This window comes from Nonomuraea insulae (assembly GCF_042656245.1).
In genome coordinates, this window is the sequence record NZ_JBHSPA010000071.1 from 82,753 (window position 1) to 102,509 (window position 19,757).

A 19,757-nucleotide genomic window follows, 5' to 3' on the forward strand; every position below is an offset into this window, starting at 1 on the left:
CACAGCGCCGGGGTGAGCCGGCTCGGCCGCATCGCCGACCAGCCGGCCGACGTGTGGCGCAGGACCATGGAGGTGAACGTCGTCGCGGTCGCGGAGCTGACCAGGCTGCTGCTGCCCGCGCTCAGGCGGGCCGGCGGGCACGTCGTGTGCATCAACTCCGGCTCGGGCCAGCGGGCCAATCCCGACTGGGCCTCTTACGCGGCCAGCAAGTTCGCGCTGAAGGCGTTCGCCGACGCGCTGCGGCTGGAGGAGCCCTCGTTGCGGGTCACGACCGTCTATCCCGGCCGGACAGCCACCGACATGCAGCGGGGTGTGCGCGAGTACGAGGGGGGCGCGTTCGAACCCGGCAAATACCTCAAGCCGGAGACCGTGGCGCGGGCCCTGCTCGCCGCCGTCACCGCCGGGCCCGACGCCCACCTCACCGAGCTGACCGTCCGGCCCAGAGGAGGCCCCGTCAACTGAGGTGAATGAATCCATTCACTAGAGTTGGGTCCATGCTTGAGCCACTCGCGCACATAGGACGAGATCAGGAGACCGGCGGCTACCTCAGGGACGCGTGGTCGCACGCCGACTTGGAGCTACGCGAGTGGTTCGGGGGTGAGGCCGCGCGGCGGGGGCTCGACCTGCGGGAAGACCGCAACGGCAACCTGTGGGCGTGGTGGGGCTCCCCGTCGCCGGAGCGGCCAGGCGTGGTGACGGGAAGCCATCTGGACTCCGTACGCCAGGGCGGCGCGTACGACGGGCCGCTCGGCGTCGTGTCGGCCTTCGCCGCGCTCGACCTCCTCCGGGAGCGGGACATCACGCCGTCCGTCCCGGTGGGCGTGGCGTGCTTCACCGACGAGGAGGGCGCCAGGTTCGGCGTGCCGTGCATGGGGTCGCGGCTGCTCACCGGGGTGCTCTCGCCGGAGCGGGCGCTCGGGCTCACCGACGACGACGGCGGCACGCTGGCCGAGGTCATGAAGCGGGCGGGGCGCAGGCCGCGCGAGATCGGGCGCGACGAGGAGACCCTCGCCGCCGTCGGCACCTTCGTGGAGCTCCACGTCGAGCAGGGCCGCGGGCTCGTCACCGAGGACCGCCCCGTGGGGGTGGCCGCGGCGATCTGGCCGCACGGGCGGTGGCGCTTCGACTTCCGCGGCCGGGCCGACCACGCGGGCACCACCAGGCTGGCCGACCGGGACGACCCGATGTTGCCGTTCGCCCGCATGGTGCTCGCCGCGCGGGAGGCGGCCGAGCGCCTCGGGGTGGTGGCCACGGTCGGCAAGACACGCGTCTCGCCCGGCAACGCCAACGCCATCCCCGGCCTGGTCTCGGCCTGGCTGGACGCGCGCGGGGCCGACGAGCGGGCCGTGCGCGAACTGGTCGCCGAGCTCACCGCGACGGCCTCGGAGGTGGGCGAGGAGTCCTGGACGCCGGAGGTCGGCTTCGATCCGGTGCTCAGGGACCGGCTGGCCCGGGTGATCGGCGGCGACACGCCCGCGCCGATCCTGCCCACCGGCGCGGGTCACGACGCGGGAATCCTCGCCGCTGCGGGCGTCCCGAGCGCCATGGTGTTCGTCAGGAACCCCACAGGCGTCTCCCATTCCCCCGGCGAGCACGCCGAACAGGCAGACTGCGAGGCGGGAGTCGTGGCACTCGCGGATGTGCTGGAGGATCTGTGTCGCTGACCTACTGGTGCGAGCGGGCCTGGCTGCCCGACGGGGTCGCCGGCGACGTCCTCGTCGAGATCGAGGGCACCAGGATCGCGCGGATCGAACAGGGCCCGCCGCCCGCCTCGGCCGTGCGGCTGCCGGGGCTGACCATCCCCGGCCTGGCCAACGCCCACTCCCACGCCTTCCACCGTGCCCTGCGCGGCGCCGCGCAGGAGGGCAAGGGCGACTTCTGGACCTGGCGCGAGCGCATGTACGAAGTGGCCGCCCGCCTCGATCCCCACTCCTACCTGCGGCTGGCCACGGCGGTCTACGCCGAGATGGCGCTGGCGGGGGTGACGTGCGTGGGCGAGTTCCACTACCTGCACCATGACCAGGACGGGCGGCCGTACCGGGACGATCCCAACGCGATGGGCCACGCGCTCGTCCGCGCCGCCCGCGCCGCCGGACTGCGCATCACGCTGCTCGACACCTGCTACCTGTCCGGCGGCATCGGCGTGCCCCTGTCCGGGGTGCAACTGCGCTTCAGCGACGGGGACGCCGAGCGCTGGGCGGCCAGGGCCGAGGGGCTGGCGGGGGAGTACGAGGGGCAGTCCGACGTGGAGATCGGCGCGGCCATCCACTCGGTGCGGGGGGTGCCGCCCGAGCAGATGCCCGTCGTGGCCGACTTCTCCCACCGGCACGCGGCGCCGCTCCACGTGCACGTCTCCGAGCAGCGGGCGGAGAACACGGCCTGCGTGGAGACGTACGCGGCCACGCCCGTCCAGGTCCTGCACGAGCGCGGGGTGCTGGGGCCGCGCTCGACCGTGGTGCACGCCACCCACCTGACCGACGTCGACATCGAGCTGCTCGGGCAGTCGGGCACCTACATCTGCATGTGCCCCACCACCGAACGCGACCTCGCCGACGGCATCGGCCCCGCCAGGGCCGCCTCGGAACGCGGCGCGCGGATCACGCTGGGCTCCGACAGCCACGCCGTGATCGACCTGTTCGAGGAGGCGAGGGCGGTGGAGCTGGATGAGCGGCTGGCCACCGAGAAACGCGGTCACTGGCCCGCCGCCGACCTCCTCGCCGCCGCCACGAGCGGGGGCCACACCTCGCTCGGCTTCCCCGACGCCGGCCAGCTCGTGCCCGGCGCGTGGGCGGACCTGGTGTCGGTCCGTCTCGACTCCGTACGGACGGCGGGGGCGTCGGGGCTGGAGGCGGTGGTGTACGCGGCCACGGCGGCCGACGTGCACTCGGTCGTCTCCGGGGGCCGCCAAGTGGTCGCCGAGGGCCGTCACGTGCTCGGCGACGTCGGATCCATGCTGGCCGAGGCGATAGGAAGCCTGCGATGACCACCACCGTGATCGACCACATCGGACTCCTGTACACCGGCGACCCCGAACAGGAGGAGATCGCCGACGCCGCGCTCGTCATCGAGGACGGCCTGGTCGCCTGGACGGGGCCCTCCGCCGGGGCGCCCGACGCCGACGAGCGGGTGGACGCCGAGGGCCGCGCCGTGATTCCCGGCTTCGTGGACAGCCACGCCCACCTGGTCTTCGCCGGTGACAGGACGGCCGAGTTCCAGGCGCGCATGTCGGGCGAGCCGTACACCGGGGGCGGCATCAGGACCACCGTCGCCGCCACCCGCCAGGCCAGTGAGGCCGAGCTGGCCACCCGCACCCACGCCCTGGTGAACGAGATGCTCGCCCAGGGCACGACCACCGTGGAGATCAAGAGCGGCTACGGCCTGTCCGTCGAGCACGAGCGGCGCTGCCTGGAGATCGCCACCGCGCTGACCGACGAGACCACCTTCCTGGGCGCGCACGTGGTGCCCGCCGACGCGGACGCCGACTCCTACGTGCGGCTCGTGGCGGGGGAGATGCTCGAAGCCTGTGCCCCGTACGCGAAGTGGGTGGACGTGTTCTGCGAGCGGGGGGCGTTCGACGGGGACCAGACGCGGGAGATCCTCACGGCCGGGCTGAAGGCGGGGCTCGGGGTGCGGGTGCACGCCAACCAGCTCACCGAGGGGCCGGGGGTGCGGATCGCCTGCGAGCTGGGGGCCGCCTCCGCCGACCACTGCACGCACCTGACGGCGGCCGACGTGGACGCGCTGGCCTCCTCAGGGACGGTGGCGACGCTGCTGCCGGGGGCCGAGTTCTCGACGCGGTCGCCGTACCCGGAGGCTCGGCGGCTGCTCGACGCGGGCGTGACCGTGGCGCTGGCCACCGACTGCAACCCCGGCTCGTCGTTCACGTCGTCGATGGCGTTCTGCGTGGCGCTGGCCGTACGGGAGATGCGGATGACGCCGTTGGAGGCGATCAGGGCGGCGACGTACGGAGGGGCGCGCGCGCTGCGCCGTACGGACGTAGGGTGGTTGCGGCCCGGAGCCCGCGCGGACCTCGTCGTGCTCAACGCTCCCTCATACGTGCATGTGGCCTATCGACCCGGCGTTCCCCTCGTCCACCAGGTGTTTCAGGCCGGTCTCCTCCTTTAGGAGGACATCCAGAACCATCCCCCGGTCGTAGTTGTTTAGGGAATCTTTGCATGTGGCCGGACGTTGGCCGGGTATAGAACGCAGCTGCGGAACGAGGTGCCTGGGGATGGCAAGGCCTACGGGGAGTCGCACGCAGGATCAGCACGTCGCTGACCGCGATCTGCTGGGGACATATCTGGCCGAGATCGGCCGGGTCCCGCTGCTCACGGCGGAGGAAGAGGTGGAGCTCGCCAAGCGGATCGAGGCGGGCCTGTTCGCCGAGCAGCTGCTCGACAGCGGGGGCACGGAGCCGCGCATCGGGGACGCGGCCGACGAGGAGCTGGAGCGGCTGGCCATCTCGGGCCAGCGGGCCAAGGATGAGTTCATCCAGGCCAACCTCCGCCTCGTGGTGGCGGTGGCCAGGAAATACTCCGGCCGGGGGATGCCGCTGATCGACTTGGTCCAGGAGGGGAACCTGGGCCTTGTTCGTGCGGTGGAGAAGTTCGACTACCGCCGGGGATACAAGTTCTCCACCTACGCCACGTGGTGGATCCGGCAGTCGGTGGGGCGCGCCATCCACGAGCAGGCCCGTCCCGTACGCCTGCCCACGCACGCGGGGGAGCAGATGACCCGGCTGATGCGGGTGCGGCGCGACCTGCTGGCGGAGTTCGACGCCGAGCCGACCGACGACGACCTCGCCTCGATCCTCGAACTACCCATCGAGCGCGTGCGCGAGCTGCGCCGCTGGGCCTCCGACCCCGTCTCCCTGCAACTGGGGGTCGGCGACGAGGACGAGACGGAGCTCGGCGACATGATCGCCGACGAGACCTGGGCCGATCCTGAGCAGCAGGCCATCGACATCCTGGAACGCGAGCGGCTCGACCAGTGGCTTCTGGGGCTCGAAGGGGCCACCAGCGAGATGTTGCGGTGGCGCTACGGGCTGGTGGACGGGCGCGAGCACACGCTGACCGAGGTGGGGGAGCGCTACGGCATCGGCCGCGACCGCGCCCGCCGCATCGAACGCGACGCCCTGGCCCGCCTCCGCAAAATGGCCACCGCCGCCGCCTGACCCTTCTGGACCTCCGGCGGCCCTCCCGCCCGGCCGCCGTTCAGGGCGCCGGTCCCGCGCGCCCATGCAACCGGGACCGACCGCTCAGCACCGTCAAGGGCGCCGAGACCCGCCCCCCACCGTCCCGCCGACGCGGCGCCTGAGAGGGGTGGCGCTCTGCGGCTGGTGGGCGCATGTGCCTGTCCCGGGGCGGCGCGGTTGCCTCGGCGCTCCGCTCGGCCCCCCACCGTCACCGCCCCGGGCCTCCTCTGAGGCGCCGCGTCGGCGGGACGATGCCCTTAGGAGTGCTGGGCGGGGTCAGGTGGGGCGGAGGAGGCGGTGGAGGAAATCTTCGACGGCGGCCTCGGCCGTTGGGTGGTCGCCGCCCCTGGCCACCAGTAGCGCGCTCTCGTTGATGGCCGCCAGCAGCATGTGCGCGTGCAGGTCCAGGAACTCGGGGCGCACTGAGCCGGTGGCCCGGAGGGCGCCTTTCAGCATGCCGAACGAGTAGCGCTCCTCCATGGCGCGCCAGCGCTCCCAGCCCAGCACCGATGGTGCGTCGATGAGGACGATGCGTTTGATGACCGGGTCGCCGGCGAGGCGGATCCAGGCCAGGACGCCGGTCCGGAGGGCGGACTCGGCGTCAGGGGAGTCACGGACGGCTTCGACGATCTTGGCCCCGACGGTCGCCTCCGTGGCCTCCAGGACCGCCTCGAACAGGGATTCCTTGCCCGCGTAATGGTGGTAGAGCGCCCCCCTGCTCAGCCCCGACTCCTGGAGCACCGTCTCGATCGAGGTGTCGTCGTAGCCCCGGTCGGCGAAGAGTCGCGTGGCGATGGTGAGGACCTTGTCGCGGGTGGCCGCGCCGCGTTCGGCCTTGAGGTTCATGAATCCACTCTAGACAAACCGACTATCGGTCGGTAATTTCATAGACCGACAGTCGGTTTGTTATCTGAGGAAGGATCAAGCCCGTGGAGGGGATCACCTACGTGGACGTCGGGCAGGGGCCCGTCAGTCTGTTCGTGCACGGTGTCGGGACCAGCTCCCATCTCTGGCGGAACGTCATCGCCGAGCTGCGTGACGAGCGAAGGTGCGTGGCGATCGATCTGCCGGCGCACGGTGGCAGCGCCGTGCGGGAGGATCTGTCGCTGCCCGCGCTCGCCGAGGCCGTCGAGGAGTTGTGCGAGCATCTGGGGCTCAGCGAGGTCGATCTCGTGGCCAACGACACCGGCGGCGCCGTGGCGCAGATCTTCGCCGTACGGCATCGCGCACGCCTGCGCACCCTCACCCTCACCAACTGCGACGTGCACACCAACACCCCGCCGGAGGCGTTCAAGCCCACCGTCGAGCTGGCCGCCAGAGGTGAGCTGGCCGGGCTTGCCGCCCTCCTGCTCGACCGGCCGGAACTGCTGACCGAGACCGCCTTCGGAGAGGGCTACGAGCGCATCGAGGATCCGGCCGCGCTGGTGGAGGCGTACATCAGGCCGATTCTGAGCAAGCCGGACGGCGGGCGCGCGTTCGAACGGCTGCTGACCGGCATCGACGCCAAGGAGCTGGTCGCGATCGAGCCGCAGCTCGCCGTGCTGACCGTGCCGGCGCTCGTGGTGTGGGGCACGGGTGACGTGTTCTTCGACGTGAGCTGGGCGCGGTGGTTGCGGGACACGCTGCCGGGCGTGCGGGAGATCGTGGAGATCGAGGGCGGGCGGCTGTTCTTCCCGGACGAGCGGGCCGGTGAGCTGGTGCCGCATTTGAGGCGGTTCTGGGCGCAGCCGTAGGCTCGTCGGCATGCATGTCGAGACGCTGCGTCGCTATCCGGTCAAGTCCATGCTGGGGGAAGAGGTCGCCGAGAGCGGGGTGACCGAGCGCGGGCTCGCGGGGGATCGGGCGCGGGCGGTGCTCGACGTGGTGACGGGGAAGATCGCCAGTGCCAAGAATCCCCGGCTCTGGCGCGGGCTGCTGACGATCGAGGGCGCCCGGGCGCCGGGTGACGCGGAGTTGTCGGAGCTGGTCGGGCGCGAGGTCCGGCTGATCGACGTGCCGCCTGAGGGCGCCGAGTTCGAGCGGTCCGTGCCGGAGCAGGTGCTGGCGGAGGGGATCGAGGCGGAGGTGCCATACACGGTGGGCACGCTCGGCGGGGCGGCCCCCGAGGGCACGTTCTTCGACTTCGCGCCCGTCCACCTGATCTCCACCTCCGCCGTCGAGCGGATCGGCGCGCTGAGTCCGCGCGGGCACGTCGAAGCCCTCCGCTACCGGCCGAATCTGGTGATCGCGACCGAGACGGCGGAGGGCTTCGTGGAGAACGGCTGGGTGGGGCGGGAGCTGAGCGTCGGCGAGGACGTCGTGCTGCACGTCCTCGCGCCCAGTCCCCGCTGCGCCGTGCCGACGCTGGCGCACGGGGCTCTGGGGCGCGACGCCGACGCCCTGCGCACGGTTTCCCAGCACAACCGGGTGCCCGTGTTCGACATGGGGCCGCAGGCCTGCGCGGGGGTGTACGCGCGGGTGGTGCGGCCCGGTCTGGTCAGGAAGGGCGATCGGGTACGGCTTACGTGAGCGGCGTCAGATACTTGTCCAGGTCGTCCAGGATCTTGCCGGCGGCCGTGACGCCGATCCCGAGCATCCAGATCTCGTCGTCCACGTTGTGGGCGTTGCCCGACTTGACCGCTCCGAGGTTCTTCCACAGCGGCCCGCCGGTCACCGAGGCCTGCGACTTGGCCGCCGCCTCCCCGTACGCGCTGTAGAAGACCGCGTCGGCGTCGGCCTTGGCGATGTTCTCCTGGCTCAGTTTGCCGAAACGTTTGTCGTCCTGGTCGGCGAGCTGCTGGACCTGCGGCCGGGGGATGCCCGCGTCGCCCACGACGATGCCGCTGAACGACTCGGGGCCGTACATGCGGATCTCCGTCGGCATGAACCGCATGATGCTCACCTGCAGCTTCGAGAACTTGGCCCCGACCTCCTTGGCGCGCGTCTGATAGGCGGCCAGGAGCTGCTGCGCCTGGTCCTTCTTGCCCAGCGCCTCGGCGTCGAGCAGGAAGTTCTCCTTCCAGGTGATGCCGACCCGCTCGGTGAACACGGTCGGGGCGATCTTGGTGAGCTTGTCGTAGAAGGCGGCCTGCCGGAACTTGGTGCCGAGGATGAGGTCCGGCTTGAGCGCCATGATGGCCTCGATGTTGAGCTGCTGGAGCGTACCGACCGGCTTGGTGTTCGCCAGGGCGGAGCCGAGGTATTTCGGCCACGCCTGATTCTCCTGGGCCTGTGCCGCTCCGACGGGGGTGAGGCCGAGCGAGACCATCGTGTCGAGTTTGTCCGTGTCGAGCACGACGACCCGCTTCGGAGTCATGGGCACCCTGGTCTCGCCCATGGCGTGCTTGACGGTCCTGGTGGGGCCCGCCTCCTGGGAGGTGGTCGAGGTCCCGCACGCGGCGAGCACTAACACGGGGAGCAGGGCGGCGACGGTCAGGCGGAGACGCATGTGTATTCCTTGATCGCTTAGGTTAGGCAAGCCTAAGTATCTCATGTCCGGTTTGGCATCGCCGAAAAAGGTCCGGTGAGAAGCCCGAAACCTAGGCGAAACACCCGCGCGGCGAGATTCACGAATGTGAAACACGCCTGGTCGAGCCACGAAACCCCAGCCGAACACGCTGTGGCCACACGTCACATGTACGAAGGAGGGTCGCTTCGATGATCGACAGCGGCACTACCGCCTGGATGCTGGTATGCACCGCCCTGGTGCTGCTGATGACTCCGGGCCTCGCGTTCTTCTACGGGGGCATGACCCGGGCCAAGAGCGTTCTGAACATGATGATGATGTCGTTCGTCAGCATCATCGTCGTGACCGTCGCCTGGGTCCTGTACGGCTACTCGTTCGCGTTCGACGCGGCCGGTGATGGCACCGGCTTCGTCAACAAGATCATCGGGGGACTCGACTATGTCGGTCTGAGCGGTGTCTTCAACGCCGTCTACGAAGGTTTGGTCGTCGAGGGCGGGAACGTGACGGCCGAGGCCGCCGCGGCTGACAACTTCCCGCTCATGGTGTTCTCCGCCTTCCAGCTCACCTTCGCCGTCATCACCGTCGCGCTGATCAGCGGCGCCATCGCCGACCGGGCCAAGTTCGGCGCGTGGGTGCTGTTCTCGCTGGTGTGGGCCACGGTGGTCTACTTCCCCGTCGCCCACTGGGTGTGGGGCGGCGGCTGGCTCGGCCAGCTCGGCATCGAGGACTTCGCCGGCGGCACGGTCGTGCACATCAACGCCGGCGCCGCGGCGCTCGCGCTCGCACTCGTCCTGGGCAAGCGCAAGGGCTGGCGTAAGGAGCCCATGCGCCCGCACAACCTGACGCTGGTGCTGCTCGGCACCGGTCTGCTGTGGTTCGGCTGGTTCGGCTTCAACGCCGGGTCCGAGCTCGCGCCCGACCAGACCGCGGGCCTGGCCTTCATGAACACCCAGGTCGCCACGGCCGTCGCCGCCGGCGCCTGGATGGTGGTGGAGAAGCTGCGCGACGGTCACGCGACCACGCTCGGCGTCGCCTCCGGCGCGGTGGCCGGTCTGGTCGCCATCACGCCCGCCTGTGGTTTCGTCGACCCGTGGGCGGCCGTGGTCATCGGCCTGCTGGCCGGTGTCGGCTGCGCGTACGCGGTGGGCCTGAAGTACAAGATGGGTTACGACGACTCTCTCGACGTGGTCGGCGTGCACCTGGTCGGTGGTGTGATCGGCGCGATCTCGCTGGGCTTCGTGGCGGCCTACCCGTTCCTGCCCGGCCAGAACAAGGGCATCCTGATCGAGGGCGGGCAGCTCAGCCAGCTCGGCCTCCAGGTGCTCGGTCCGATCGCGGTCGGTGGTTACTCCTTCGTGGTCTCGTGGATCATCGGGAAGATCATCGACAAGACCATGGGCTTCCGCGTCCCCGAGGAGTCGGAGGTCACCGGCATCGACGTCTCCACCCACGCCGAGACCGGCTACGACCTCGGCACGATCTACGCCTCCGGCGTGAGCTCCCCCAACGGTCCCACCGCACCCGCACCTAAGAAGGTGGACGCATGAGACTCATCACCGCGATCATCAAGCCCTTCAAGCTGGATGACGTGAAGGCCGCACTGGAACAGTTCGGCGTCAAGGGAATGACGGTCAGCGAGGCGAGCGGCTACGGGCGCCAGCGCGGCCACACCGAGGTCTACCGCGGGGCCGAGTACCAGGTGGACCTGGTGCCCAAGGTCCGGCTGGAGGTCCTCGCCGAAGAGGATGACACCGAAGACGTGATCGACGTCATCGTCAAGGCGGCCCACACCGGCAAGATCGGCGACGGCAAGGTCTGGTCCGTTCCCGTCGACACCGTCATCCGTGTCCGCACGGGGGAACGGGGCCCGGAAGCCCTGTGATGGATCCGCAGCGAAGCGAGGACATCCATCACAGGACGTCCTCGCGGAGCGAGGCCATCAGACACAGCATGGATCCGCAGCGAAGCGAGGACATCCATCACAGGACGTCCTCGCGGAGCGAGGCCATCAGACACAGCATGGATCCGCAGCGAAGCGAGGACATCCATCACAGGATGCCCTCGCGGAGCGAGGCCATCAGGCGCAGCATGGATCCGCGGCGCGGCGAGGGCATCCGTCACTGGACGTCCTCGCTGCGATGCCTGGACAACGGTGTTCGGGTGGAGCTCGGCAAGGGGGCAGAGCAGTGAGGGGAGAGGCCCGTTCGTACGCCGCGGCCCGCAAGGAGCGGGCCGCGGACACCGACCGGTGGCTCAAGGATCTCTTCCGTACGGCGAGCGACGGCGACCACGTCTCACTGGTCGCCGTCGGGAGCCTGGGAAGGGGCGAGCTGGCGCCCGGCAGCGACCTCGACCTGGTGCTGCTGCACAACGGCCGGGCCGACGTGGCCAGGATCGCCGACCGGATCTGGTATCCGATCTGGGACTCGGCGGTCAACCTCGACCACTCCGTACGCACGGTGGAAGAGGCCGTCTCGGTCGCCAGGCAGGACCTCAAGGCCGTGCTGGGCCTCATCCAGGCCAGGCACGTGGCCGGCGACCCCGACCTGACCAGGAAGGCCAGGGAGGCGGTGCTGGCCGAATGGCGCGCCGACTCCCGGCGCCGGCTCGGCGAGCTGCGTGACGCGTCCGACCAGCGGGCCCAGGTCAGCGGGGAGCTGGCATTCCTGCTCGAACCCGACCTCAAGGACGGCCGCGGCGGGCTCCGCGACGTGCAGGCCATGCAGGCCGTGGCCGCCGCCTGGGTCGCCTCGGCGCCGGGGCCGCGGGCGCGGGAGGCCTACGAGTTCATCCTCGACGTGCGGCACGCGCTGCACGTCGTCACCGCCCGCGGCACCGACCGGCTGGTCCTGCAGGAGCAGGACGCGGTGGCCGGGCTGCTCGGCCTGCTGGACGCCGAGGCGTTGATGCGCAGGCTCGCGGAGGCGGGGCGCACCATCTCCCATGCCTTCGACGGCACCTGGCGCACCGTTGACAGGCTCCTGTCAGGCCCCGCTCCGCGTGGGCGCCGCCCGCTGGCCGACGGTGTGGTCGAGCACGGTGGCGAGGTGGTGCTCGCCAGGGGGGTCAACCCGCGCAAGGACCCGATCCTGGTGTTGCGGGTCGCCGCCGCGGCGGCCGACTCCGGGCTGCCGCTGGCGCCCGCGACGATGTCCGTACTGGCAGCTCAGTCGCCTCCGATGCCGGTGCCGTGGCCCGAGGAGGCGCGTGACTCGCTGGTGTCGATCCTCGGCGCGGGCCGCGCCGCCGTGCCCGTGTGGGAGGAGCTCGACCAGGCGGGCATCCTTGTCAAGCTGCTCCCTGACTGGGAACGCGTACGCCACCGTCCCCAGCGCAATCCGATCCACCGCTTCACGGTCGACCGCCACCTGATCGAGGCCGCCGCGAACGCCGCCAGCCACACCCGCGAGGTCTCCCGTCCCGACCTCCTGCTGATCGCGGCGCTCTTCCACGACGTGGGCAAGGGCTGGCCAGGCGACCATTCGGCGACGGGCGAGGTCGTGGTCCGCGACATCGCCACCCGCATCGGGCTGCCCGCCCAGGACGTCGAGACGCTGGCCACGGTCGTACGCCACCATCTGCTGCTTCCCGAGACCGCCACCCGCAGGGACCTCGACGACCCCGTCACGATCGAGAAGGTCGCCGCCACAGTGGGCACGCGGGAGGTGCTCGACCTGCTGGCCGCGCTGGCGGTGGCCGACGGCAACGCGACCGGTCCGGCCGCCTGGAACAGCTGGAAGGCGGGGCTGGTCGCCGACCTCGTACGCCGCGTGCGGTCCGTGCTGGCGGGTTCGCCGCCGCCCAAGCCGCCCATGCTGTCGGAGGAGCAGGCCTCGCTGGCCCGGCACGGCGGCGGCGCCGTCCGCGTCCACGGGGGAGCGGTCACGGTCGTCGCCCCCGACCGGGTGGGGTTGTTGTGGAGCGCCGCGGGGGTGCTGTCCGCGCACCGGCTCGTCGTGCGCTCGGCCTCGTCGGCGTCCGCGGGCTCCACGGCGGTGATCGAGTTCTCCGTGATCCCCGAGTACGGCTCCCCTCCCGACCCGGCGACACTGGAGTCCGATCTCCGTCTCGTCCTTGCTGGACGTCTTGACATCGAGCAGCGGCTGGCCCGCCGCACACGCTCGATGAGGCCGCCCCGCGTGCCGGTGGCGCCACCTCGTGTGACCTTGGTCGACGACGCCTCCGCGACCGCCACCGTGGTGGAAGTCAGGGCCCATGACAGGCCGGGGCTCCTGTGGCGTATTGGACGAGCGTTCGGTGACTGCGGTCTTGACGTGAGGGCCGCTCGCGTGGAGACTCTCGGCGCGGAGGCGGTGGACGTCTTCTATGTTGTGGACCGCGCGGGTCGCCCCCTCAGCGACGACGCGCAAAGGGCTCAAGTCCGCGATCAAGTCCTTGCCGCACTGCGATAACCAACAGCACACGACAACCGGTCGCATTGGTAACAATTGTGTCCGAAATGCCGGATAAGTCAGATGCTGCGGATACCTTGTGGACGGCTTGATGACCCGTTGCTGACGGGACGATTGAGGGGTAGCGGAAGCGGTGACTACGGGGAACTCGGGCAGCGGCCCGGCCGCCGAGCGGGACCGCCACAAGCGGCCGCTGTCGCGGCTCGGCCTGCGTAACTGGCGCGTGAGGTGGCGGCTCACCGCGCTCATCCTGGTGCCCACCATCGCCGGCGTCGTGCTCGGGGGAGCGCGCGTGGTCGGCTCGGTGCAGAGCATCGGCGTCTATGATCGCACGGCCACCTCGGCCGAGCAGTCCGGTCGGATCCGCGACCTGGTGCAGGCGATCGGGCTGGAGCGTGACACGGGTGGCTGGATCGGTGCCAACCGTGCGTTGCGCAAGAAGCTCGCACCCGCCTACACGGAGCGCAAGGCGGCCGTCGACACGCTGATCAAGACCGTGCGCTCCGACCTCGACACGATGGACGACTCCTACGGCCCGCGCGTGGTCAAGGCCGCCGCCCAGGCGAAGTACGACATGGGCCGGCTGGCCAAGATCAGGACCGAGGGCCAGACCGACACCATCCGCTACGACTTCCTCACCGACACCCTGCTCAAGCTGCACGACGAGCTGAGCCTCATGTCGGACGACTCGCAGATCGTCGGCCAGTTCCGCGGCCTGAGCGCGCTCGCGGCGGCCAAGGAGGAGATCTCCCGGCAGCGCGTGCAGCTCCTGCAGGCCTCCTACGACTCCAAGCGCGTGGACGGCAAGGTCGTCGAGCAGTTCATCGCCTCCAACGCCCGCCAGCAGAGCGACATCGCCACCGTGGGCGCCGAGGCCGGCGTCGAGGTCGGCCTTGAGCTGTCCAAGGCGCTGGCCTCCGAACCCAGGTACGTCAACATCCAGCTCACCAAGTCGCGCGCGGTCACGCTGGCCAGCGGCCGCAAGCCGGGCGCCGTCATCACCGACAACCTCATCTCGGCCAGGGCCGAGCGCGAGGAGTGGTTCAAGAACAACACCGTCGCCATCGAGGTGCTGCACGGCATCGAGAAGGGCCTGGCGGGCAAGGTGAACCTGCGCAGCCAGGAGCTCCGCGACGGCGAGATCCGCAACGCGATCGTCGCCGGCGCCCTGATCGTCGCGCTGCTGCTGCTCGTCCTGTTGCTCACCGTCGCCATCGCCCGCTCCATGGTCAGCCCGCTGCGCCGGCTGCGCACCGAGGCGCTGGAGGTGGCCGGCTTCCGGCTGCCCGACGTGGTGCACCAGCTCCGCGCCAGCGGCGACTCGTCCGTACGTGACGTGCAGCCGATCGAGGTCGACGGCAACGACGAGATCGGCGAGGTCGCGCGGGCCTTCGACCAGGTGCACCGGCAGGCCGTGCGCCTGGCGGGCGAGGAGGCCGAGCTGCGCAGCAACATCAGCTCGATGTTCGTCAACCTCTCGCGCCGCACGCAGACGCTGGTCGAGCGGCAGATCTCGCTGATCGACGGCCTGGAGAAGGGCGAGCAGGACGGCGGCCGGCTGTCCGACCTGTTCAAGCTCGACCACCTGGCCACCCGCATGCGCCGCAACTCCGAGAACCTCCTGGTCCTGGCCGGCCACGAGGCCACCCGCCGGCGCAGCCAGCCGGCCAAGCTGGTCGACGTCGTACGCGCCGCGCTGTCGGAGGTCGAGGGCTACGAGCGCGTCCAGGTACGCGTGCACCGGGGCACGTCGGTGCTCGGAAGTTGCGCCAACGACCTGGTCCACCTCGTCGCCGAGCTGGTCGAGAACGCCATCCAGTTCTCCCCGAACAACTCCCAGGTCATCGTCACCAGCAGCCTCATCGAGGGCGGCGGCGCGCTGCTGTCGGTCAGCGACACCGGCATCAGCATGACCGAGGACGAACTGGCCGAGGCCAACCGCCGCCTGGCCGAGCCGCCCGTCGTGGACGTGTCGGTCTCCCGCCGCATGGGCCTGTTCGTGGTCGGCCGGCTGGCGCTGCGCCACGGCATCCGGGTGCAACTGCGCAGGGGCGAGGGCAACGGCCTGATCGCCATGGTGCTGCTGCCGCCCACCCTGATCACCGACGGAACCCAGCAGCCGCTGCCGCAGCGGCCGGCGTTCGGCGGCGGCGCGGTGCCCAGCCAGGCGGCGCCACCGCCGCCCGTGCACAACGGGCAGAACGGGCATAACGGGTCGTTCAGGTCGTTCGCCAGCTTCGACTCCTTCGACGCCGGCCAGCGGCCCCCGAGCCCGCCGAGACACGCGGGACCGCCGCAGCAGGGACAGCCGGGACAGCAGGGACCGGGCACGTACGACAGCGCTCCCCAGGCGCCCAGGCCCGCGTTCGGGGCGTTCAACTCCGACCCGGGCCGAGCGGGGGTCGCCGGTTTCACCGCCGACACCGACGGGGGCTCCTACCGCAGGCAGCCGGGCCTGTTCGACGCCGGAACCTACCCTTCGTACCCCAGCCCAGGTTCTCGCGGATCTGGTAATGGCGCGTTCCAGACGCCGCCGTCGTACCCCACGAATGACGTTCGCCGGCCGGATCCTGCGCCCTCCGTGGACGTGTCGCCGATGGAGCAGGAGCAGGAGGAATACCTGCCGATCTTCGCCTCGGTGGAGTCCGCCTGGTTCCGCAGGCCGCCCGAAGAGGCGGCGCCGCCGGCTACGACCGGAGGTGAGGCTTCGCCCGCGCAAGCCGTACCCTCTGGGGAGGAAGCGTGGCGAACGGCCGCAGACGCCGGATGGCGGGCGGCGGCCGCAGCCAGCGAGCCCAGCCTCGGCGGCATCACAGCCGCCGGGCTGCCCAAGCGGACCCCCAAGGCCAACCTGGTGCCCGGCACGGCGAGCCAGCCCGCGCAGTCGCAACAGCAACCGCAGCGGCAGGCTCCGGCGCCCCCGGTCTCAGCCGACCGGATGCGCAGCCGGATGGCCGGTTACCAGCAGGGCGTACGACGGGCCCGCGAAGAAGTACGTGGACAGGAGGAACAGAGTGAGTAAGCGTCCCGCCGGGGAGGATGCGTGACAACCCTTAGCCATGAGGCGCACAGGTTCGACTGGCTGATCACCGACTTCGTCCGCAATACGCCCGGAGTCGCGCATGCCGTCGTGGTCTCGGCGGACGGGCTCTGCCTGGCCGCCTCGGAGGGCTTCCCTCCGGACCGGGCCGACCAGCTCGCCGCGGTCTCCGCGGGGCTGCTGAGCCTGACCGTGGGTGCGTCCAGGGTGTTCGAAGGCGGTGCGGTGACGCAGACCGTCGTCGAGATGCAGCGCGGCCTGCTCCTGGTGATGGCCGTCAGCGACGGCTCGGTTCTGACGGTTCTGGCGGGTCCTGATTGTGACATGGGCCTCGTGGCGTACCAGATGACATTGCTGGTAGACAGGGCGGGACAGGCGCTCACGCTGGCCTTGCGCGCGGAACTCCAGGCAGCCAGGTCCCGGTGATGTTATGGAACTGATGGGAGAGGGCCGTGTACGGCAGTGACGGAATTGGGGACGATGAGCCCCTGTTCCGTCCTTACGCGGTGACAGGCGGCCGATCCGAGCCGCGCTATCACCTCGCGATGGAGACGTTGATCTCCTCCATGTCGATCCCGGACGACGAGATGACCATGCTCACTCCCGAGCAGGAGGCCATCATGCAGCTTTGCAGGTCGTTCCGGTCGGTCGCGGAGATCTCGGCCCTGCTCCGCGTCCCGCTGGGCGTGGCGAGGGTGCTCGTGGCGGACATGTCCGACGAAGGGCTTGTCCGCCTGCACCAGCCACGCCTCAGCCAGGGACAGCCAGACCTCAACATGCTCGAAAGGGTGCTCAGTGGACTACGCAGGCTCTAGCCCCGGCCTGACCTCGACGAAGATCGTCGTGGCCGGGGGCTTCGGCGTCGGGAAGACGACGTTCGTGGGGGCGGTGTCGGAGATCCTCCCGCTCACCACGGAAGCGGTGATGACCGACGCGTCCGCGGGCATCGACGACCTCGGGATGACGCCGAACAAGCAGACCACGACCGTGGCGATGGACTTCGGCCGTCTGTCACTCGACCGTGATCTGATTCTCTATCTGTTCGGCACGCCCGGTCAGCACCGGTTCTGGTTCATGTGGGACGACCTCGTGCGGGGTGCGATCGGCGCCGTCGTGCTGCTCGACACGCGCCGCCTGGCCGACAGCTTTCCTGCCATCGACTACTTCGAAGAGGCCAAGCTGCCGTTCGTGATCGGGGTCAACGGCTGGGAGGGGCAGTTCCCGCACTCCGACGACGAGGTCAGGGAGGCGCTCGCGCTCTCGCCGCACGTGCCCATCGTGCGCACCGACGCCCGCCATCGCGAGTCGGTGAAGGCGACGCTGATCTCGCTGGTCGAGCACGTCGTGCGCCTGCGCGCCGCCCCCGTGCGCTAGCTCGCCCACGGCACCTCTTCGAGGGAGTCGAGCACCGGGACGAGCAACTCCTCCTCGTAGGCGAAGTGGGCCTCCATCTCCTCGGCGATCCGGTCGAGCGTGGCCGGATCGCCGGCCCCGCGCAGCTCCTCGATCAGCCCGGCGAGCACGGCGTGCTCGCCGCGCAGCCGGTCGAGGGGCTGCTTCAGCTCGGGGAACAACTTCTCCAGGTAGGGGAACGCCACGCGGTCCTCGCCCCTGTGGTGGAAGGTCATCGCCTCGCAGAACGTCAGGCAGTGCGCCCGCAGATCGTCGGCGGGCGCCTCGCCCGCGCGTACCTTGGCCAGTTCGCCCCTGAGATAGGCGTGGATCCTGACCAGCTCGGCCCCGAACGCGCGTAGCCGCTCCTGCTCGGGGTGCAGCGCGATGACCGGGATGACCCGGTCGGTCTGCTTCTGGTACGCGGCGAAGGCCGGGTCGATGGCGGCCTGGCGGGCGTACATGCGATCGCGCTCCTCCCCTTCCAGCGGCACCGCCCTGGCCGCGAACGTCTCCTCCCCGAGCTCGACCGTGATCCTCGGGCCGGCCAGCACGTTGTGGTACCAGGCCGGGTGGGCGTCGCCGCCGGCGTTGGAGGCGAACACCAGGATGCGCTCGCCGTCGCGCAGGTAGACGGCCGGGTTCGTGCGCCGCTGCCCTGTTCTGGCGCCCACCGTGGTCAGCAACACGAGCGAGGCGCCTGCGAACATGCCGCCCACCTTGCCGGCGTTCGCCCGGAACTCCTCGATCACCTGCTGGTTGAAGTCGCTCATCTCATTATCCTTTTGGGGAGACTGACATTCCTATTTGCTTTGCAAGCAAAGCTAATTTAGACAGCAAGGTGTTGCCCATGTCAACTGACGGCTTGAGCGTGGACGACGGCATCAGGACGTTGCTGCTGCTGATGCCGCGCATGGTGGGGCGCGCCAAGCGGCTGAAGGTGCCGGAGGAGTTGCAGGCGTTGTCGCTGGCGCCGCGGCATCTGTCGCTGCTGGCGTACCTGCTGTTCGACGGCTCGATGACGGTGAACGAGCTGGCGGCGCGGCTGGAGGTGGCGCCCGCGACGGTCAGTCTGATGGTGGGGGAGCTGAGCAGGAAGGGCGTGCTGGAGCGGCGCGAGGACGACGCGGACCGGCGGCGCACGATCGTCAGCATCGCCGAGGGGCATCAGGGGGCGATCAACGAGTGGCTCGGGTACGGCGCCAAGGCGTGGCGGCAGGCCCTGGAGCCGCTCACGCCCGATCAGCGGCGCATGGTCGTGGACACGCTGCGCGCCTACGAAGAGGCGCTGTCAGGCTGACTTCTTGTTCACCAGGGCTTCGACGCCGTCGAGGACACGTTCCAGGCCGAACTCGAAGGCGTGCTCGGGGCTGTAGGCCGCCTGGAGCTCCTCGCCGGCCGCCTGTCCGACCCTGGCCGCCGTGGGGTAGCGGCTGGCGTCGGCGATCCGGCTGAGGAAGGGCGCGTGCGCGGCCCACCACTGCTGGTCGGTCAGCCCCGTCAGGCTCTCCGCCTGCGCCGCCTCCACCGCGCCCCTGGCCGCCCCGTGCACGAAGCCGGTGATCAGCGTGATCACCGAGTCCATCTCCAGGTCCGACAGGCCGATGCCGTCGACCGCGCGGAGTTCGTAGTCGTACTTGGCGGTGACGTTCGGGCCGAGCACCGGCCGGCTCGCCGCGACCTGCAACAGCCAGGGGTGGCGCAGGTAGAGGGCCCAGTTCTCCCTGGCGATCTGCTCCAGCCGGCCCCGCCAGCCGCCCGGCACGTCGTGCGGCCTGGCGGTCTCGCCGTAGACCTCGTCGAGCATGACGTCGAACAACTCCGGCTTGCCCGGCACGTAGGTGTAGAGCGACATCGTCCCCACGCCCAGCCGCTCGGCCACGCGGCGCATCGACAGCGCCTGCAGCCCCTCGGCGTCGGCCACCTCGATGGCGGCGCGCACGATGCGGTCCACGCTCAGCTCCGGCCTGCCCTTGCGGCTGGCCCGCTCGCTGGTACGCCAGAGCAGCGCGAGGCTGCGCGCGGGGTCGCCCTTGCCGGAGTACTCGACTGTCACCTTCGTACGGTACACCGTACGGTTGCCTGATCGCCTCGTACCTTGTACGGTACGGCGTACGATTCGCGTCGCAAGGAGGCGGCATGTCAGCGGTACTCGCGCAGGACCTGCGCAAGACGTACGGCGAGAAGGCGGCGCTGGACGGCGTCGATCTGGACGTGGGCCAGGGCACGGTCTGCGGCCTGCTCGGCCCGAACGGCGCGGGAAAGACCACGGCC

General features: G+C 70.4%; 21 protein-coding genes. 17 read left to right on the forward strand and 4 right to left on the reverse strand.

Annotation, left to right across the window (positions count from 1 at the left end):
* From ACFPZ3_RS49560 to ACFPZ3_RS49580, 5 genes are all read left to right on the forward strand, one after another.
* On the forward strand, positions 1–462 hold a 462-nt coding region (locus ACFPZ3_RS49560; protein ID WP_379521405.1), incomplete at its 5' end, for an SDR family oxidoreductase.
* A gap of 32 nt (positions 463–494) precedes the next feature.
* Positions 495–1,664, forward strand: a complete 1,170-nt coding sequence (locus ACFPZ3_RS49565) for an allantoate amidohydrolase (protein ID WP_379521406.1) — start codon at positions 495–497, stop codon at positions 1,662–1,664.
* Positions 1,655–2,983, forward strand: coding sequence for a formimidoylglutamate deiminase (locus ACFPZ3_RS49570; RefSeq protein WP_379521407.1), 1,329 nt, complete (start codon positions 1,655–1,657; stop codon positions 2,981–2,983). Before ACFPZ3_RS49565 ends, ACFPZ3_RS49570 begins: the two co-directional genes overlap by 10 nt.
* On the forward strand, positions 2,980–4,125 hold the full coding sequence (hutI, locus tag ACFPZ3_RS49575) for an imidazolonepropionase (protein WP_379521408.1): 1,146 nt from the start codon (positions 2,980–2,982) through the stop codon (positions 4,123–4,125). Before ACFPZ3_RS49570 ends, hutI begins: the two co-directional genes overlap by 4 nt.
* 106 nt (positions 4,126–4,231) lie before the next feature.
* Positions 4,232–5,173, forward strand: coding sequence for a sigma-70 family RNA polymerase sigma factor (locus tag ACFPZ3_RS49580; RefSeq protein ID WP_379521409.1), 942 nt, complete (start codon positions 4,232–4,234; stop codon positions 5,171–5,173).
* A 297-nt stretch (positions 5,174–5,470) separates the two neighbouring features.
* Here the strand turns inward: ACFPZ3_RS49580 and ACFPZ3_RS49585 are convergent, their stop codons facing one another.
* Positions 5,471–6,040, reverse strand: a complete 570-nt coding sequence (locus tag ACFPZ3_RS49585) for a TetR/AcrR family transcriptional regulator (RefSeq protein WP_379521410.1) — start codon at positions 6,038–6,040, stop codon at positions 5,471–5,473.
* A gap of 83 nt (positions 6,041–6,123) precedes the next feature.
* Between ACFPZ3_RS49585 and ACFPZ3_RS49590 the strand changes: the two genes are divergently transcribed.
* Together ACFPZ3_RS49590 and ACFPZ3_RS49595 are read left to right on the forward strand one after the other, a co-directional pair.
* Positions 6,124–6,927: an alpha/beta fold hydrolase gene (locus ACFPZ3_RS49590; RefSeq protein WP_379521411.1), complete on the forward strand. Its 804-nt coding sequence runs from the start codon at positions 6,124–6,126 to the stop codon at positions 6,925–6,927.
* 10 nt (positions 6,928–6,937) lie between these two features.
* Positions 6,938–7,702: an MOSC domain-containing protein gene (locus ACFPZ3_RS49595; protein WP_379521412.1), complete on the forward strand. Its 765-nt coding sequence runs from the start codon at positions 6,938–6,940 to the stop codon at positions 7,700–7,702.
* On the opposite strand, the gene ACFPZ3_RS49600 is transcribed toward ACFPZ3_RS49595, so the two are convergent.
* A complete protein-coding gene (locus ACFPZ3_RS49600; RefSeq protein WP_379521413.1) occupies positions 7,695–8,621 on the reverse strand; it encodes an ABC transporter substrate-binding protein in 927 nt (308 codons plus the stop codon). The two genes, ACFPZ3_RS49595 and ACFPZ3_RS49600, sit on opposite strands and share 8 nt — an antisense overlap.
* Positions 8,622–8,830: 209 nt before the next feature.
* Between ACFPZ3_RS49600 and ACFPZ3_RS49605 the strand changes: the two genes are divergently transcribed.
* The 8 genes from ACFPZ3_RS49605 (at position 8,831) to ACFPZ3_RS49640 (ending at position 17,465) form a co-directional block, all read left to right on the forward strand.
* Positions 8,831–10,186 (forward strand): ammonium transporter, encoded by a 1,356-nt coding sequence (locus ACFPZ3_RS49605; protein WP_379521414.1) that lies wholly within the window; start codon positions 8,831–8,833, stop codon positions 10,184–10,186.
* Complete coding sequence (locus tag ACFPZ3_RS49610) at positions 10,183–10,521, forward strand: P-II family nitrogen regulator (RefSeq protein WP_360663860.1); 339 nt, start codon at positions 10,183–10,185, stop codon at positions 10,519–10,521. Before ACFPZ3_RS49605 ends, ACFPZ3_RS49610 begins: the two co-directional genes overlap by 4 nt.
* Positions 10,522–10,658: 137 nt before the next feature.
* The gene (locus ACFPZ3_RS49615) at positions 10,659–10,829 is read left to right on the forward strand and encodes a hypothetical protein (protein WP_379521415.1); all 171 of its coding nucleotides are present in this window, start codon (positions 10,659–10,661) and stop codon (positions 10,827–10,829) included.
* Positions 10,826–13,051, forward strand: coding sequence for a [protein-PII] uridylyltransferase (locus tag ACFPZ3_RS49620; protein ID WP_379521416.1), 2,226 nt, complete (start codon positions 10,826–10,828; stop codon positions 13,049–13,051). The genes ACFPZ3_RS49615 and ACFPZ3_RS49620 overlap by 4 nt, the downstream gene beginning before the upstream one ends.
* A gap of 133 nt (positions 13,052–13,184) precedes the next feature.
* Positions 13,185–16,073: a sensor histidine kinase gene (locus tag ACFPZ3_RS49625; RefSeq protein ID WP_379521417.1), complete on the forward strand. Its 2,889-nt coding sequence runs from the start codon at positions 13,185–13,187 to the stop codon at positions 16,071–16,073.
* 21 nt (positions 16,074–16,094) lie between these two features.
* Positions 16,095–16,517 carry a roadblock/LC7 domain-containing protein gene (locus tag ACFPZ3_RS49630; RefSeq protein ID WP_379521418.1) on the forward strand — a complete coding sequence of 141 codons (423 nt, stop codon included), beginning with the start codon at positions 16,095–16,097 and terminating at the stop codon, positions 16,515–16,517.
* A gap of 26 nt (positions 16,518–16,543) precedes the next feature.
* The gene (locus tag ACFPZ3_RS49635) at positions 16,544–16,906 is read left to right on the forward strand and encodes a DUF742 domain-containing protein (protein ID WP_379521419.1); all 363 of its coding nucleotides are present in this window, start codon (positions 16,544–16,546) and stop codon (positions 16,904–16,906) included.
* 7 nt (positions 16,907–16,913) lie between these two features.
* On the forward strand, positions 16,914–17,465 hold the full coding sequence (locus ACFPZ3_RS49640) for a GTP-binding protein (protein WP_379521426.1): 552 nt from the start codon (positions 16,914–16,916) through the stop codon (positions 17,463–17,465).
* On the opposite strand, the gene ACFPZ3_RS49645 is transcribed toward ACFPZ3_RS49640, so the two are convergent.
* On the reverse strand, positions 17,462–18,256 hold the full coding sequence (locus ACFPZ3_RS49645; protein WP_379521420.1) for a nitroreductase/quinone reductase family protein: 795 nt from the start codon (positions 18,254–18,256) through the stop codon (positions 17,462–17,464). The two genes, ACFPZ3_RS49640 and ACFPZ3_RS49645, sit on opposite strands and share 4 nt — an antisense overlap.
* Positions 18,257–18,333: 77 nt before the next feature.
* Here ACFPZ3_RS49645 and ACFPZ3_RS49650 point away from each other — a divergent pair, with 77 nt between their 5' ends.
* Positions 18,334–18,783 carry a MarR family transcriptional regulator gene (locus ACFPZ3_RS49650; RefSeq protein WP_379521421.1) on the forward strand — a complete coding sequence of 150 codons (450 nt, stop codon included), beginning with the start codon at positions 18,334–18,336 and terminating at the stop codon, positions 18,781–18,783.
* On the opposite strand, the gene ACFPZ3_RS49655 is transcribed toward ACFPZ3_RS49650, so the two are convergent.
* Positions 18,775–19,539, reverse strand: coding sequence for a TetR/AcrR family transcriptional regulator (locus ACFPZ3_RS49655; RefSeq protein ID WP_379521422.1), 765 nt, complete (start codon positions 19,537–19,539; stop codon positions 18,775–18,777). The two genes, ACFPZ3_RS49650 and ACFPZ3_RS49655, sit on opposite strands and share 9 nt — an antisense overlap.
* An 83-nt stretch (positions 19,540–19,622) precedes the next feature.
* Here ACFPZ3_RS49655 and ACFPZ3_RS49660 point away from each other — a divergent pair.
* The coding region (locus ACFPZ3_RS49660) for an ATP-binding cassette domain-containing protein (RefSeq protein ID WP_379521427.1) at positions 19,623–19,757 on the forward strand (135 nt) is incomplete at its 3' end.

What these genes read in the sequence shown, in the direction of transcription:
- ACFPZ3_RS49565 (WP_379521406.1), top strand. Translation starts at nt 495, where the DNA reads ATGCTTGAGCCACTCGCGCACATAGGACGAGATCAGGAGACCGGCGGC.
- hutI (WP_379521408.1), top strand. Translation starts at nt 2,980, where the DNA reads ATGACCACCACCGTGATCGACCACATCGGACTCCTGTACACCGGCGAC.
- ACFPZ3_RS49580 (WP_379521409.1), top strand. Translation starts at nt 4,232, where the DNA reads ATGGCAAGGCCTACGGGGAGTCGCACGCAGGATCAGCACGTCGCTGAC.
- ACFPZ3_RS49585 (WP_379521410.1), bottom strand. Translation starts at nt 6,040, where the DNA reads ATGAACCTCAAGGCCGAACGCGGCGCGGCCACCCGCGACAAGGTCCTC.
- ACFPZ3_RS49595 (WP_379521412.1), top strand. Translation starts at nt 6,938, where the DNA reads ATGCATGTCGAGACGCTGCGTCGCTATCCGGTCAAGTCCATGCTGGGG.
- ACFPZ3_RS49600 (WP_379521413.1), bottom strand. Translation starts at nt 8,621, where the DNA reads ATGCGTCTCCGCCTGACCGTCGCCGCCCTGCTCCCCGTGTTAGTGCTC.
- ACFPZ3_RS49605 (WP_379521414.1), top strand. Translation starts at nt 8,831, where the DNA reads ATGATCGACAGCGGCACTACCGCCTGGATGCTGGTATGCACCGCCCTG.
- ACFPZ3_RS49610 (WP_360663860.1), top strand. Translation starts at nt 10,183, where the DNA reads ATGAGACTCATCACCGCGATCATCAAGCCCTTCAAGCTGGATGACGTG.
- ACFPZ3_RS49615 (WP_379521415.1), top strand. Translation starts at nt 10,659, where the DNA reads ATGGATCCGCAGCGAAGCGAGGACATCCATCACAGGATGCCCTCGCGG.
- ACFPZ3_RS49645 (WP_379521420.1), bottom strand. Translation starts at nt 18,256, where the DNA reads ATGAGCGACTTCAACCAGCAGGTGATCGAGGAGTTCCGGGCGAACGCC.
- ACFPZ3_RS49650 (WP_379521421.1), top strand. Translation starts at nt 18,334, where the DNA reads ATGTCAACTGACGGCTTGAGCGTGGACGACGGCATCAGGACGTTGCTG.